The sequence below is a fragment of the Fictibacillus sp. EA-CB0309 genome (assembly GCF_055814265.1).
This window is the reverse complement of the sequence record NZ_CP169271.1, coordinates 3,436,529-3,449,879: the sequence shown is the minus strand read 5'-3', so window position 1 is coordinate 3,449,879 and position 13,351 is coordinate 3,436,529. Positions and strand designations below refer to the sequence as shown.

The 13,351-nt window shown below is 39.2% G+C and carries 12 protein-coding genes and 2 pseudogenes; 7 read left to right on the top strand and 7 right to left on the bottom strand.

Annotated elements, in window-relative coordinates; all coding sequences use genetic code 11:
• Window positions 1-78: 78 nt before the first annotated feature.
• A complete protein-coding gene (locus ACEWFH_RS19320; protein WP_473725318.1) occupies window positions 79-1,344 on the top strand; it encodes a M48 family metallopeptidase in 1,266 nt (421 codons plus the stop codon).
• Between the two features lie 176 nt (window positions 1,345-1,520).
• Here ACEWFH_RS19320 and motB read toward each other — a convergent pair.
• Together motB and motA are read right to left on the bottom strand one after the other, a co-directional pair.
• A pseudogene (motB, locus tag ACEWFH_RS19315) lies at window positions 1,521-2,296 on the bottom strand (flagellar motor protein MotB).
• A pseudogene (motA, locus tag ACEWFH_RS19310) lies at window positions 2,286-3,070 on the bottom strand (flagellar motor stator protein MotA). Before motA ends, motB begins: the two co-directional pseudogenes overlap by 11 nt.
• 224 nt (window positions 3,071-3,294) lie before the next feature.
• Here motA and ACEWFH_RS19305 point away from each other — a divergent pair.
• From ACEWFH_RS19305 to ACEWFH_RS19290, 4 genes are all read left to right on the top strand, one after another.
• The gene (locus ACEWFH_RS19305; protein WP_473725317.1) at window positions 3,295-3,522 is read left to right on the top strand and encodes an RNA polymerase sigma factor; all 228 of its coding nucleotides are present in this window, start codon (window positions 3,295-3,297) and stop codon (window positions 3,520-3,522) included.
• Entirely contained in the window at window positions 3,465-4,595 is a 1,131-nt protein-coding gene (locus tag ACEWFH_RS19300) for an anti-sigma factor (protein WP_473725316.1), read from the top strand. The genes ACEWFH_RS19305 and ACEWFH_RS19300 overlap by 58 nt, the downstream gene beginning before the upstream one ends.
• Before the next feature lie 120 nt (window positions 4,596-4,715).
• Window positions 4,716-5,270 carry a TlpA disulfide reductase family protein gene (locus ACEWFH_RS19295; RefSeq protein ID WP_473725315.1) on the top strand — a complete coding sequence of 185 codons (555 nt, stop codon included), beginning with the start codon at window positions 4,716-4,718 and terminating at the stop codon, window positions 5,268-5,270.
• Window positions 5,271-5,526: 256 nt separating this feature from the next.
• Window positions 5,527-6,960, top strand: coding sequence for an ATP-binding protein (locus tag ACEWFH_RS19290; protein ID WP_473725314.1), 1,434 nt, complete (start codon window positions 5,527-5,529; stop codon window positions 6,958-6,960).
• Window positions 6,961-7,307: 347 nt separating this feature from the next.
• Here ACEWFH_RS19290 and ACEWFH_RS19285 read toward each other — a convergent pair whose 3' ends face one another.
• Both ACEWFH_RS19285 and ACEWFH_RS19280 read right to left on the bottom strand, forming a co-directional pair.
• Entirely contained in the window at window positions 7,308-7,958 is a 651-nt protein-coding gene (locus tag ACEWFH_RS19285) for a CAP domain-containing protein (RefSeq protein ID WP_473725313.1), read from the bottom strand.
• Window positions 7,959-8,047: 89 nt separating this feature from the next.
• Window positions 8,048-8,581, bottom strand: coding sequence for a histidine phosphatase family protein (locus ACEWFH_RS19280; protein ID WP_473725312.1), 534 nt, complete (start codon window positions 8,579-8,581; stop codon window positions 8,048-8,050).
• Window positions 8,582-8,895: 314 nt separating this feature from the next.
• Between ACEWFH_RS19280 and ACEWFH_RS19275 the strand changes: the two genes are divergently transcribed.
• A complete protein-coding gene (locus ACEWFH_RS19275; RefSeq protein ID WP_473725311.1) occupies window positions 8,896-9,525 on the top strand; it encodes a hypothetical protein in 630 nt (209 codons plus the stop codon).
• 226 nt (window positions 9,526-9,751) lie between these two features.
• On the opposite strand, the gene ACEWFH_RS19270 is transcribed toward ACEWFH_RS19275, so the two are convergent.
• From ACEWFH_RS19270 to ACEWFH_RS19260, 3 genes are read right to left on the bottom strand one after another with little or no spacing between them, the layout of a single operon-like run.
• Window positions 9,752-10,744, bottom strand: coding sequence for an NAD-dependent epimerase/dehydratase family protein (locus ACEWFH_RS19270; RefSeq protein WP_473725310.1), 993 nt, complete (start codon window positions 10,742-10,744; stop codon window positions 9,752-9,754).
• A 12-nt stretch (window positions 10,745-10,756) separates the two neighbouring features.
• Window positions 10,757-12,004 carry an MFS transporter gene (locus tag ACEWFH_RS19265; protein ID WP_473725309.1) on the bottom strand — a complete coding sequence of 416 codons (1,248 nt, stop codon included), beginning with the start codon at window positions 12,002-12,004 and terminating at the stop codon, window positions 10,757-10,759.
• A gap of 1 nt (window position 12,005) precedes the next feature.
• Window positions 12,006-12,602, bottom strand: coding sequence for an ArsR/SmtB family transcription factor (locus ACEWFH_RS19260; RefSeq protein WP_473725308.1), 597 nt, complete (start codon window positions 12,600-12,602; stop codon window positions 12,006-12,008).
• Window positions 12,603-12,775: 173 nt separating this feature from the next.
• Between ACEWFH_RS19260 and ACEWFH_RS19255 the strand changes: the two genes are divergently transcribed.
• The gene (locus tag ACEWFH_RS19255; protein ID WP_473725307.1) at window positions 12,776-13,243 is read left to right on the top strand and encodes a MarR family winged helix-turn-helix transcriptional regulator; all 468 of its coding nucleotides are present in this window, start codon (window positions 12,776-12,778) and stop codon (window positions 13,241-13,243) included.
• The last annotated feature ends 108 nt before the right edge of the window (window positions 13,244-13,351 follow it).

Sequence of the window (13,351 nt, the reverse complement as noted above, 5' to 3'; positions counted from 1 at the left end):
AAGTATTTACTGAAAGCTTGTTCTAATTTGGACAAAACGCCCTACACTTTATAGTAGGTATAAAAGGGGGCGTGGGCTTTGAGGAAATCGTTTGTATTTATAATCGGCTTTGCGATATATGCTGGATTGATGTGGTTTTATCTGTTTCAAGGTGCTGACTCGGCATTGCCTGTTCATTTGAAGGGATCGGCTGCAGATCCAGCTGTATTTATGACAGACCGGGAACTGGAGTTAAGTACAGACTTTTCAAGGATCAAAGATTTTATATACTTCATTTCCGTTCCGCTGGAGTGGTTAATCTACCTGTTTGTCTTAGGGTTTGGACTTTCGAAGTGGTTCCGCAAAGCATCAAGCGGGTTAACGAAGTTTTCTATCGTTCATACAGGAATCTATGTGCTTCTGCTTTCCTTTGCAAGTTGGGTGCTAACGTTCCCGCTGCGCTATTACAGTTTTACAGTTTCAAAAAGTTTCAATATATCCGTGCAATCGTTTCATAGCTGGATGAGAGACGGACTAGTGGATTTCTGGATCAGCTGGGTTTTAACAACAGTGATGGTCGCCGTGATGTACTGGCTCATTAAGAAATACGAGAAAAAATGGTGGCTATATGCTTGGCTGCTATCCATTCCATTTACTGTGTTTATGTACTTCATCCAACCAGTTGTGATTGATCCACTTTATAACAAGTTCTATCCGCTGCAGGATGAAGTGTTAAAAGACAAGATTCTGGATATTGCGGAAAGAGCCGACATTCCTGCAGAGAATGTATATGAAGTGAACATGTCTGAAAAAACAAATGCTCTGAATGCCTATGTGAACGGCATTGGATCCAACCTTCGAATTGTCCTTTGGGACACAACGCTCAATAAGCTTACCGATAACCAAGTATTGTTTGTTATGGCTCATGAGATCGGGCATTATGTGATGAACCATCTTTATTGGAACTTGATATCGTCAATCGTCCTGTCGTTTTTAGGGCTGTGGCTCGGTAATATGATTTACCGAAAATGGATAGAAAAGTATGGAAAGTCATGGGGAGTTAAAGGAGCAGGTGATCTAGCGGCATTGCCTGCATTGCTTTTGATTTTTTCATTGTTGAGTTTTGCTGTGTCTCCTGTAGAAAATGCCGTGTCCCGAAAAGCGGAACGTGATGCAGATTTGTATGCGATTCAGATGACAAACAATCCGAAAGCCGCAGTTGGTGCTTTTCAGGAACTTGCGACAGTCAGTTTAAGCGAAGTGAACCCGCCAAAGATTGTGAAGTGGTTTTTGTATGGCCACCCAACCATGCTTGAGCGCATTCATTTCTTAGATAGCTATAAAACGAGTAATAAGATGGAATAGAAATGAAAACTGGCTCTTCTGAGAGTGGGAAACCACCATTGGGAGCCAGTTTTTTGGTTTATAAATTTTTTTGGCAGCTAAACTCAGGATTTAGAAGCGGTTCAGCGAGGTTTATGCTCGCTCAGATTTATGATAATCCTTATAAAGCACGGGCACCTCTAGCACCAAGCCGCCTTCTACTTCACTGCCTGCAGACTTACATTCGGCAGCACGAGCACTTCAACGCGGCGGTTCTTTCCCCGTCCGTCTGCCGTTTTATTATCCGCTTTCGGACGATACTCTCCATAGCCGCTTGCGCTTACTTGATTGGGCTTCAACCCCGGATTCTCTAAGAGGACACGCATAAAGTTAATTCCTCTAAATGCGCTGAGCTCCCAGTTGGATTGAAAGTTAGCCGTTCTGATCGGAACATTGTCCGTATGGCCGGCAATGACGATGTTTCTTGGGGAGTGGTTACGAGCAGATCAGATAGCTTCTTACCAATTTCCCTAGAGCCAGGTTTAACGGTCGCACTTCCCGAATCAAACAAAGCATTGTCTAAAATGGTAATTAATAAACCGTTCTCTGTCAGTTTGGTTTGCAGACTAGAGTTTAGTTTGTTCGTTTGAATATAGGCATTGATCTTTTGTTCTAGCTCTTCTAAAGCTTCCAGTTCTTTTTTTGCTTCTTCAAGCCTTTCTTTTTCTTCCTTAGAGATTACTTCTTTTTGTGCATCAGGTATCGGATTGGAGTCAGGTGTAGGAATAGGTGCCTGTTGTTCCATAACACCTGTACCGCTTGTAAATTCATTTCGGAATGCACTAGCCATCTGCTTAAACTTTTGAGCGTCGATCTCACTCATGGCAAATAGAACAATGAAGAGCGCTAACAAAAGCGTAAGCATGTCGGCATAAGGGATGAGCCATGATTCATCCACATGCTCTTCATGATGCTTTTTCTTTTTAGCCAACAGAACCACCCGCTTTGTATTGATCGCGTTCGCTAGTCGGAATATACGTTAACAGTTTTTCTTCTAAAATTTTAGGTGAAGTTCCATCTTGAATGGATAACAAACCTTCAATCATGATTTCTTTAATCATGACTTCTTTTTTGACTTGCGCTTCAATTTATTGGCGAAAGGATGCCATAACACGTATCCGGAAAAAATCCCGAAAAGCGTTGCGATAAATGCAGCAGAAATGGCTTTACCCAGTGCAGTAATATCAGCCATGTTGCTGAGTGCTGCTACTAATCCTACAACTGCACCTAGAACACCTAGAGTTGGAGCGTATGTACCAGCTTGTGTGAATATGGTGGCGTTGCTTGCGTGACGATCTTCCATCGTTTCAAGGTCTTTCATTAGAACGTCTTTAATAAATTCCGGCGGCTGTCCGTCTACAATCATTTTAATCCCTTGCTGTAAAAATGGATCATCCACTTCTTCAGCTTTTGGTTCTAATGCAAGCAATCCTTCTTTGCGGGCAATTGTAGCCCATTCAATAAAAATCGTGACAAGATCTTTCATATCGATGAGTTTTTGTTCTTGAAATAAAATCTTAAAAAGAGCTGGTATTTTTTTGATTTCGTTCATTGGAAATGCAATAAGAATGGCTGCAGCAGTTCCTGCAAAGATTATCAGCAATGCTGCGGGATTCAACAGAGAAATCGGGCTTACCCCTTTTAATACCATTCCAACCCCAACGGCTACAATGCCTACAATGACCCCAATTAAGCTTGTGCGATCCATAAATGATGTGCCTCACTTTATCTTTAAATTCTGTATCTAAGTTTCTATGCTATATTTTCTTTTATATCGGAAAGTTAAGGGAAACTTAATGATAAAGTATGGAAAATATGTGATCTGAATCGTTTTTTAAAACGTTAGCTATATATATCCATCTTAAAAAAAGACAAGTACTGTCTCATTTTGATATGATAAAAATATTATGTGTGCAGTAAAGGAGACAAGAGATGGGTAGACCTTCTGATTACGAACTATATCAAAAGGTTCAGGAAGAAAATAAAGAAGCCCTTGAAATGCTCTATGATCGATACGAAAAGCTATTGTTTTCTTTTTCATATAAAATGTTGAAACAAAAAGAGTTAGCTGAAGAAGCGGTTCAGGACGTTTTTATGAAACTGTGGCGAAAAAAGGAATCTATTCAGAGGATAAAGGGAAGTTTTCTTCATGGATTTTAACAGTAACAAGAAATGCCTGTATCGACTTAATTCGGAAACAGCAGAAAAATGAAGTTGAGATACTTGAAAAAGATTTAGATTATGAACGTACAGAAAGCATAGAAGAGACTGTAACTTGGAACGAAGAAAGAGAAGTTTTGAAGCAGGCAGTTTCCACCTTAACGGAGGAACAGCAAGATATCGTGGATATGTTCTACTTTAAAGGATACTCTCAATCAGATATTGCGGAACGGAAAAATCTTCCGCTAGGAACGGTAAAAGGCAGGATACGATTAGCACTGAAACACTTAAAAAAGATTTATGCCGAGAGGGGGATAAATATGGAACAGAAAATGTGCGATAATCTGCTCGATTATTATAACGGAATATTAGAAGGTGAAGAGAAGGAAGCATTTGAACGCCACTTAAAAGAATGCAGTGCTTGCCAGGAAGAATGGGCAGAATGGCAAGAGCTAACAGCAGATCTTCCATATTTATCAGAAGAGGCAGACCCTCCAGTGGGTATGAAAGAACGTATCTTAGCAAATGTAACGGCAGATCAAGAATCAATGACAAACAAGCCTAAACCAATCATCCAGACTGATGGTGCTTTAACGGAAATCACACCTGCTTATAACAGGAAACCAAAAAAATGGATGACGGGGCTTCTAGCCGCTGGACTTCTTTTATCATTAGGCACGAACGCTTATTTATTTAATGAGAACAACAAAAATGAGCAAGTCATTCAAGAACAGATCAATAAAACATTTAAGACAGTACAACTAGCTTCAGAAGAAACAAAGTCAACCGGTGTCGCTTCAATGGTACAAGAAAATGAGACGATGAAGCTTGTTGTTCATACCCACAACTTAACACAAGTTAAAGGAACTGAAACATATCAAGTTTGGCTGATTGAAGGAGATAAAAAATACAGAGCCGGGACATTTACACCTGACGAAAATGGAAATGGTGCAGTTGTTTTCCCTGTAACGTTTGAAGGTGATCATAAGTGGGATGCGGTTGCGATTTCACATGAACCTACTCCGAACAGCAAGAAACCTAAAGGTACCATTGTAATGGCTTCTAATTTATAAATTCCCGACAAACAACAGCTTAAACATAAGTTGTTGTTTTTTTGTTACGTTACTTTGCAGTTGGTTAAAGAAATCCTCTATAATAAAAAAAGCGAATCAACGTGAAAAGAGGACTGAACAGTGAAGATAAAATCGATTGTGATCATGCTCATATTTGCAGGATTGATCGGTCTTGCTTTTTATTCGGCACAAGAGAAAAAGGAAGAGCCCGAAACAGCGGTAAACACAACGGATGAAGATACAGGGCTTAAACCAGGAAGCAAAGCGCCTGATTTCACATTAAAAACGCTGGATGGAAAACAAATTCAATTAAAGGAATACCGCGGTAAAAAGGTGATCTTAAACTTTTGGGCAACTTGGTGTCCTCCTTGCAGAGAGGAAATGCCCGAGATGCAAAAGTATTATAGCGATTACAAAGATAAGAACGTAGAAATTCTAGCAGTAAATCTGACGTATGCAGAAACAAAAAAAGAAAAAATTGGCGAATTTGTCGAGAAATATAATCTTTCTTTTCCGATCCCGCTTGATGATAAAAATACGATAGGTAAACAATTTAGAGCTGTTTCTATTCCGAGTAGCTATTTTATAGACGAAGATGGAATCATTACAAACTTCCATATAGGTCCAATGGATTATGAATTTATGAATGCGGAAATAAGCAAGATGAATAGGTAAGTATTGTTTTAAAGCCTTTGTACAAATTTCACAAAGGTTTTTTATATTGTTTTTTATTTCATTTCATAACCTTTTACTTAAGAAAATAATCCGAAAGACCTGCATCAGCATATTGAAAAAATGGGAAAGTTGACCAATAGGGAAAAGTATCATTTTGTCGAAATAAAAATATTAACGTAAATAAGGATAGGTCGGTTAAGTGATATACAGCCCAAGCAACAGATTTTGATTCTGTAAGAAAAAAGGGGACTACTTAATGAACAAGCAATATGAAGAATTTGAAATAAAACGTATTGCCGATTTTCACAACACACTTTCCCATTGCCCGATCCATCTTTTTGGACTGAAAAGAGATGGTGAAGGTGACTATAAGTTTACATATTCTGCGGGATCCATGCTTGATGGACTTGGAGTTTCGGTAAAACCATTGCCAGGAACCAGCTTACAAGGACTTTATTCTAAGGAATTGATCGCTGAATGGACAGATCAATTGGAAAGCGCTTTTTCAGGTAAGACAGAAACCGCAGATATTAATTTAGGTGTACGATCAATACGTACAACCTTATACCCGGTTTTAGGAAAAAATCACGATGTACAGGAAGTTGTGGGTACATCCTATATGACATCAACTACTGATGCAGAGATCACGCAGGACCAAAATATGAGAAAGTTTAAACAGTTGTTTAATCATGCGCTAGAAGCAATCGTATTGTGCAGATCGAATATGGAAATCGCGGAAGTGAATGATCGTGCATGTGAGCTTCTGCAGCTTTCTAAAGAAGAACTCATCGGAAGAAGTGCTGAAGAATTCTTTGTGAGAAATGGTAGAGCAGTAATTAGAAGTAAATGGGAAGAAGTATTGCATGGAAAAAAGATAACAGGAGAGTTTCGCTATCGAACACCCGATGGTTTAGTGAAAGAAATTGAATACTCCTGTCAAAAAGATATAGTTGATCATCTGCATGTTACCATTTTAAAAGACGTAACGGACCAAAAGTTAACAGAACAAAAATTATTAAAAGCTGAAGCGTTAAATGTTGTAGGGGAACTCGCTGCTGGAGTAGCACATGAAATTCGCAACCCTTTAACATCGTTGAAAGGGTTTGTTCAGCTTATACAAAATCAAACCGATGATTTTAACCAATATTTATCGATAATCTTGTCCGAAGTGGATCGGATTGAGCATATCATTAAAGAATTTCTAGTCCTTTCAAAGAGCAATTCCCAAAATTTCAAGATGGCCTGTATTACCGATATTATTAAAGATACAGTGGATTTACTAAACACACAGGCTATTATGAAAAATATTGAAATCAAAACAGACCTTGAGGACCAGATGCCACTTGTTTTCTGTGATCCTATGCAGCTTAAACAAGTGTTTATTAATTTTGTGAAAAACGCGATTGAAGCATCTTCCGTAGGGGATTGTGTGAATGTAACGATGAGTTTGTGTGATGAGAAGAAAAACATTCAAATTCAAGTAAGGGACTATGGATGTGGAATGGATGAAGTGGTTTTAAAAAAGATTGGAAAGCCATTTTTTACAACAAAAGAAGAGGGTACGGGTCTTGGAATGATGGTAAGTACCAATATAATTAAGCATCATAACGGAAAACTTGATGTGAAAAGTAAGAAGGGAAGGGCACAACCTTTATTATTACGATACCTGTTAAGTAAGAATACTTTATAAAAAGCTCTTCTTAAGATAGTTACTTTTGGGTTATTTTTGTTTTGCCTTCGCCTTCATTGAAAGGTTGATTGGAAAGCAAGGTGCGTGTCAACCACATGAAATTTTTCTCGCAAGGCATGCGACGAGGAAACTCACAGCGGTAGCATTTACTTGTAGACGCAGGAGCAAGAATCCTTCTTTGAAGCGGTCAGGTGAGACCCTTTAGGGCGCAAAGCGGCAAGGGCTCACCGCCTGCCCGCGGAAAGCGAGCAGCCTGGAGCGGAAATAAACCACTTTCAAGAGCAACAGAGATTGCGAAAACAGCCACAAAAAAAGCTTTCCCAAATCGGGAAAGCTTTTTGTCGTTATTATCCTTTGAACATTTGAACGAACATTTTACCATATTGTCCACCGTCAACTACACCAATACCAACGTTTGTGTAGTCAGACTTAAGGATGTTTTCACGGTGACCTTGAGAGTTCATTAAGCTAGTGTGAGCACCTTCTACAGAAGAATTTCCTGCTAGGTTTTCACCAGCTGTTTTATATTCAACACCAAATTGCTTCAACATATCAAATGGAGAACCGTATTTTGGTGAGTTGTGGTCGAAATAGTTGTTGTCGATCATGTCTTTTGCTTTAACGCGAGCAACTTTTGTTAATTCTGGGTCAGCTTTAAGTGCTGGTAAACCTGCTTTTTCACGCTCTTGGTTTACTAGATCAAGCATTTGTTGCTCTTGTGCAGTAAGTTCTGCACCTGCTTCAGCTTTTGGTGCTTCCTCTGCTGGAGCTTTTGTTTGCTCTTGCTGTGGAGCTGGTGCTGGAGCAGCCTGTTGTTGTGGAGCTGGTGCTGGAGCAGCCTGTTGTTGTGGTGCTGGTGCCGGTGCAGCTTGTTGTTGCTGTTGTGGCTGATTATTATTTAAAGAAGCAAATGGGCATGTAGATGCCGCTTCTGAGATTCCTGCGTTTGCGCCGAATAGGGAAGCGCCTAATACTGATGCTACTACTAATTTTTTCATAAGATGTTTCCCCTCCTAATAATTTATCTTACGTGTACAGGTTTCGGGACTTTTGTAGGAGGGTTGGGGGTCTGGAAGCAACTACCAGTTTAATACACCCACAGCTTGGATACATCTTTTAATGACACGTCAATTAGATAAACATCTGGGTTCGATAGAAGCTCCCATTCTTTAAAGCCAAATGAAGGCTGGTACAAATTAATCATAAGGCTTAGGAGGTTTCCATGAGTAACGATCAAAACAGATTGATATGATTTTGATTGCAGGTCATTAATGAAGGAAGAGATTCTTTCTTTCGCTTCAAACGTAGACTCACCACCAGGAAACTTTAAATGTTCTTCTATATATGTACGTTCTAGATTCGTTCTCCAATTTGGATCATCTTCACTAGAGAGGATTCGCTCAGCTAGACGTTCATCTACCTTAATAGATATTTCATTTAACTCTGCAAATGGTTTAATGGTGTCGACGGCTCTTTTAAAAGGACTCGAGATGACACAATCGAAGTGCTGACCCTCTAAAAAGGCAGCTAATTCTCTAGCTTGCTGCTCACCTTCAGCAGTTAATGGAGCCTGACTTTCCTGACCTTCCGCTTTGCAATGTCGTATGGCGGTAATCTTCATGATTCATCCTTCTTTCTAAGGTATGACTTAAAAGGCTGTTGATTTTAGGTCTCTTAATAATTCCTTCATTGAAGAGTTCATTGAAGTGCAAGGCGCGAGACTCTAGGCTAGGACGAGTGGGCAGTCCGAAAAGTGGAAGTGGCTCACCGCCCGCCTCCCGGAAAGCGAGCACCTGTAACGGAAATCAACAACCTGCAAGTACTTCACTGATACCTAAAACATTATCTTATATAAACAGTTGTTTAATCTTTCGAGACGTTAAACCCAAAACCCTCCCGAATACTATTAATGTTGAAAAGCGAAGGGAGATTGTCATGTATCCGGAATTAAACCATTTTAAGCAAATGAAAAAAGAATACGATATCGATATAGCACGCGCGCAAGAAAAGTGGCAGCAACTACATAAACAAAAAGAATGGTCTTCAAATGAATATGAAGAATTGCTAAACGCTTATGGCGTTAGAAACTCGAAAATCACGATGGAAGATCTGACTGAAGCAAAGAATAAGTATCTTTTGGCTATGGAAAAAGAACGAAACGCCATGGAGCAGCTGGATGATTTAAAAGAAAATCGTGATGACAGATTGTCTGAGTATTTAAAAACGGTCTATTCTTCCCGCGACAGAGAGCTTGACGCAGCAAAGAACAGCATGGAGAAGAAAATTACTCAGCTGGAGCGGTTAAAAGCAGAATATTTGATGATGGTACAGCAGATTCAAGAAATACATGCATACCGTCAATCGGTTGAAAAAGAAACAAATGAAGCCATTACAAGTTATCAGCAATCTTACGAGCCAAAGGAGATTCTACCTTTATATCCAGCTTTGTCCCGTTTAGAAATTCCTCTTTCAGACATTCAATTTGTCTTTCAAAAAGGTGGGCTTCCTGAACACCTAAACAAATATTTTCAGTTTAAAGATGATCAACAACGGTTTCCGAAATAAAAAAAGCCATAATCCTTAAGAAAGGATTATGGTAAAGAAAACCGAACGCATGATGAAGAAATGGGGGTAGGGAATTGCTCTGCCGGCCTCTTGCCAACAGGAGAGATTTTGTATCTCACAATCCTACTATATGTCTTTAGGGTACAAATGGTATGGACAAGTGCCATGGGCATTCATGTATTTTTACATATAATGTAGAAAAAAACTGGATTTATTCTACAGTAAATCATGATTTCACTTGTTCTTTCCATTTTTGCAGCAATCGTTTTTCTTTATCTGAATGCAACCCAGCTCTCCACTCATCAGGTTTTAAATTTCTAGCTTGTGACCATTCTGCTGTATCTTTGATGGTTTCTTCTATAGGACGAAAAACAAGTCCTTTGTTTATCGCCTTAGAGTCATCCGCATAATCTAGCCCTCTATATTCATCACTTGCAATCCAAAGGGGCATTTCCATCCACTCGCCAACCTTTTCTTTTAATAAGAACGATTCAGATACAGGAACAATTCTAGATTTTGCGTGATTCGTTATGCATTTTTTCACAAACTCATTAAAATTGTACCTTCCGCCAACCGCTTGAAAAGTGCCGCACTCTTCATTTTCAGCCATCCGAACTATCCAATTCGCTAAATCACGTACATCAATGAACCGAACTGTAGGTTCTTTCATATCTGGTATTAAGATATCTCCTCCACGAACACCTCGGTCCGGCCAATAGGTAAAACGATCGGTATAATCGTTAGGTCCGACAATTAATCCTGGGCGAATAATTAAAGCCTGTTTCTGAAAGACTTTTATTACTTCTTGTTCACACGCCGCTTTAAGAGCTCCATAATTTGCACCAATTTCAGTTACATCAGGATCAGCAAGGTCAGCTGTCTTTGCTTCTTCCGTAAGATTTCGTACGGATTGATCTTCATAAACAGAAACAGAAGAAACAAAAATGTAGAATTTCGCGTTTTTATGAAGAGTTTCAGCGGTTTTACGAACTTGTTTCGGAAAGTATCCGCATGTATCTACAACAACATCCCAAGAACGCTTCTCAAGTAACGAAAGGTCTGCATCTCTGTCACCAATGATTTCCTCAACTTTTACCTGAGTACCTTTTTCTGCTGTTTTTCCTCTATGAAACAAAGTGACCTCATGGCTGTTTCTTACAAATGATTCAGCTAAATGCTTCCCTAAAAAACGTGTACCGCCAATGATTAATACCTTCATCCTTTCCACCGCCTATTCCATTTTTCTTAAAGCAGGAAGTTTCCACATGATTAAAACATTTACAAGAATTAAAGAGAGTGCACCCCAAGCCATAATCTTATCGATGGTGAATCCGTATGAGATTAACATGGATGTTGCTGCGAGTGATAGAGGGGCGAGCCCCATACTTGCCATAGTGAGCAGACCCATCAAACGGCCAAGCAGTTTTTTATCGACAGAAGACTGTACCGCTGAAATGAGCGGGATATTCGTAGCTGGGAAGGTGATTCCGATAAAAAAGATAGCGAACATACAAGCATAAAGAGAGGAACTTTGACTAAACAAGAAAAAGAAAATATTCATCGTGAAAAGCGAGAGAGTTACCATAAGACCGCGCCTTTTCTTAATGTTTAAAATACCGATGATCACGGAACTGATAAGCATGCCGGCAGCCATTGAGCCTTCAATAAAGCTGAAATCCAGTGCACTTCCGTCGAGCACATTCTTTACGAAGATCGGCAGGCCCATCATTAAAGGACCGACAACGAAAACATTTAGAAAGATCGTACTCAAGAAAAGTGCTTTTAAAAAGGCGGAACTCTTTACCACATCAAGTCCTTCTTTAATGGATTGCCACATGCCAGGCTTTTTTGTACCGGAGCTTTCTGAAGCTGGAACATTGAGCAGGTAAGCAAAAACAGCAGATAGAAGGAGCATGACTGCGGGCACTCCGAATGAAAGAATGTAACCCCCGCTGCTCGCCACAAGTAACCCACCGATCATAGGTCCGAGAATGAGAGAGCTTTGCTGTGTCGTTTGGATGACTGAATTTGCACGTGTTAGCTGGGAATGATCAACGACATTAGGTAATAGAGATCCGTTTGCCGGCCAGACGAATGCATCAAGTGCACCAAAAAATAAACCGAAAATGATAAAAGATAGTAGTGATAGATGGCCTGTTGCGAGCATGATCAACAATCCAACTAATAAAACGGTTCTTAAGAGATTAGAGACGAACAAAATTTTTGTGCGGCTGACCCGATCTGCTAGAACACCACCTATGGCCATAAATAAAATGCGGGGCACGTTTGCAGCAATAAATACGATCCCGAGTGACGCTTCTTTGTCGAGTGTTTTAACGACATACCAGCTTTGTGAGAACTGAAAAATAGCGATGGAAAAAGAAGAACAAATCGTGATTGCCCATATGAATAAAAATGAACGCTGTTTAAAAAGAGAACCTGCTTTACTTTCATTCTGTACCGCCAGTGCTTGTGTCATCTTAATCAAGCTCCTCTTCTGGATATGGTGTTTCTTTTAAAGGGAACGAGAGCATGAAATAATGATAAATCTCACCATCTTCACACTCATTCTTTTTAAACTCTGAGATTAACTCAGAAATTTCTTTCGCTTTTTCATGAAGCTGTTTAACTTGCTCAGGAGACAGTTTCACATGCCTATATCCAAATTTAAGTGGGGAATCGGTATAGGCAAGCACTTCAGGATCGAGTTTACGAATCATCGATTTTGTTTTATCAAGAGAGACTAGAATGTTTTCCTTTAGGGCATCAGAGAGCTCATCTTTTACTGCATGACGTTGATCAGGCAAAATTTCAGCGATTGAAAAAGATTGAGCAACGGGTCTGTAAAACTTTTGTATAATGCCGTTCTTTTCTTCCGTTCTTTCAACCTTTATCAGGCTAACGCGTTCCATTTCTTTTAGATGGTAGTGAATTTTAGGTGCAGGCACTTCTAATGAATCGGAAAGTATTTTACCTGTCTTAGCAACGTCCATGATCTCCCAAAGAATTTTTATACGAAGCGGGTCAGAGATAACCTTTAACTGCTCTACTTCACGTATGTGGTAAATTTCTTGCATGTTCAACACTCCTGAAACGTTCAAATTTATTTGAATGTATCATAATGTAATTTTATGCCAATAGTCAACGCTTTTGCACATTATTTGTAAAAAATAGTTCAAATGTTATGAAAATTCTTGTATAATGTTAGTATAATATTCGCATTTCAACTTAGAGGCTGGAGGTTCATAGTATGGGGAATAAGGATTTGAAATCCTATGTGGAGAGATTGGAAAGAGTACATTATATTGTGTCAAAGCGTTTGCACCCGGAAATTGCTATAGAAAAGGAATTAACGAAAACACAATTCGTACTTTTAAAGACGTTATGCATTAGAAATAAATGGACCGTTTCAAAATTGGCTGATTATATGGGTGTTAAACCAAGTGCGATAACTGTTGGTGCGGATCGTTTGTACAAGCGTGGGTATGTAAGTCGTTACCGAAGTGACCTGGACCGTAGAATTGTGTATTTAGAGATCACGGACGAAGGACACGAAATTTTAAGAGAGGCTGAAAATGAAAGAGTCGATTCAATAAGCAGCTACTTAAATCATTTGTCACCAGAGGAATTAGGTATTTTTATTGATATTTATGAGAAGCTTGCAAGTGAAAATCATACAGAGGTAGATAAGCTCGTTTTCACATCACAAACCAGTTGAGGAACTGGTTTTTTTTTGCGCTTAAAAGTATTTATGCATATTAAATATTTGATATTTATTTAATATCAAAAGAAAGATTCTCTATTATTTTTTCATAGATTTGATTCT

Excerpts from the sequence above, each read along its gene's own strand:
- ACEWFH_RS19305 (WP_473725317.1), top strand. The coding sequence starts at position 3,295 with ATGGGTAGACCTTCTGATTACGAACTATATCAAAAGGTTCAGGAAGAA.
- ACEWFH_RS19290 (WP_473725314.1), top strand. The coding sequence starts at position 5,527 with ATGAACAAGCAATATGAAGAATTTGAAATAAAACGTATTGCCGATTTT.
- ACEWFH_RS19285 (WP_473725313.1), bottom strand. The coding sequence starts at position 7,958 with ATGAAAAAATTAGTAGTAGCATCAGTATTAGGCGCTTCCCTATTCGGC.
- ACEWFH_RS19280 (WP_473725312.1), bottom strand. The coding sequence starts at position 8,581 with ATGAAGATTACCGCCATACGACATTGCAAAGCGGAAGGTCAGGAAAGT.
- ACEWFH_RS19275 (WP_473725311.1), top strand. The coding sequence starts at position 8,896 with ATGTATCCGGAATTAAACCATTTTAAGCAAATGAAAAAAGAATACGAT.
- ACEWFH_RS19270 (WP_473725310.1), bottom strand. The coding sequence starts at position 10,744 with ATGAAGGTATTAATCATTGGCGGTACACGTTTTTTAGGGAAGCATTTA.
- ACEWFH_RS19265 (WP_473725309.1), bottom strand. The coding sequence starts at position 12,004 with ATGACACAAGCACTGGCGGTACAGAATGAAAGTAAAGCAGGTTCTCTT.
- ACEWFH_RS19260 (WP_473725308.1), bottom strand. The coding sequence starts at position 12,602 with ATGCAAGAAATTTACCACATACGTGAAGTAGAGCAGTTAAAGGTTATC.
- ACEWFH_RS19255 (WP_473725307.1), top strand. The coding sequence starts at position 12,776 with ATGGGGAATAAGGATTTGAAATCCTATGTGGAGAGATTGGAAAGAGTA.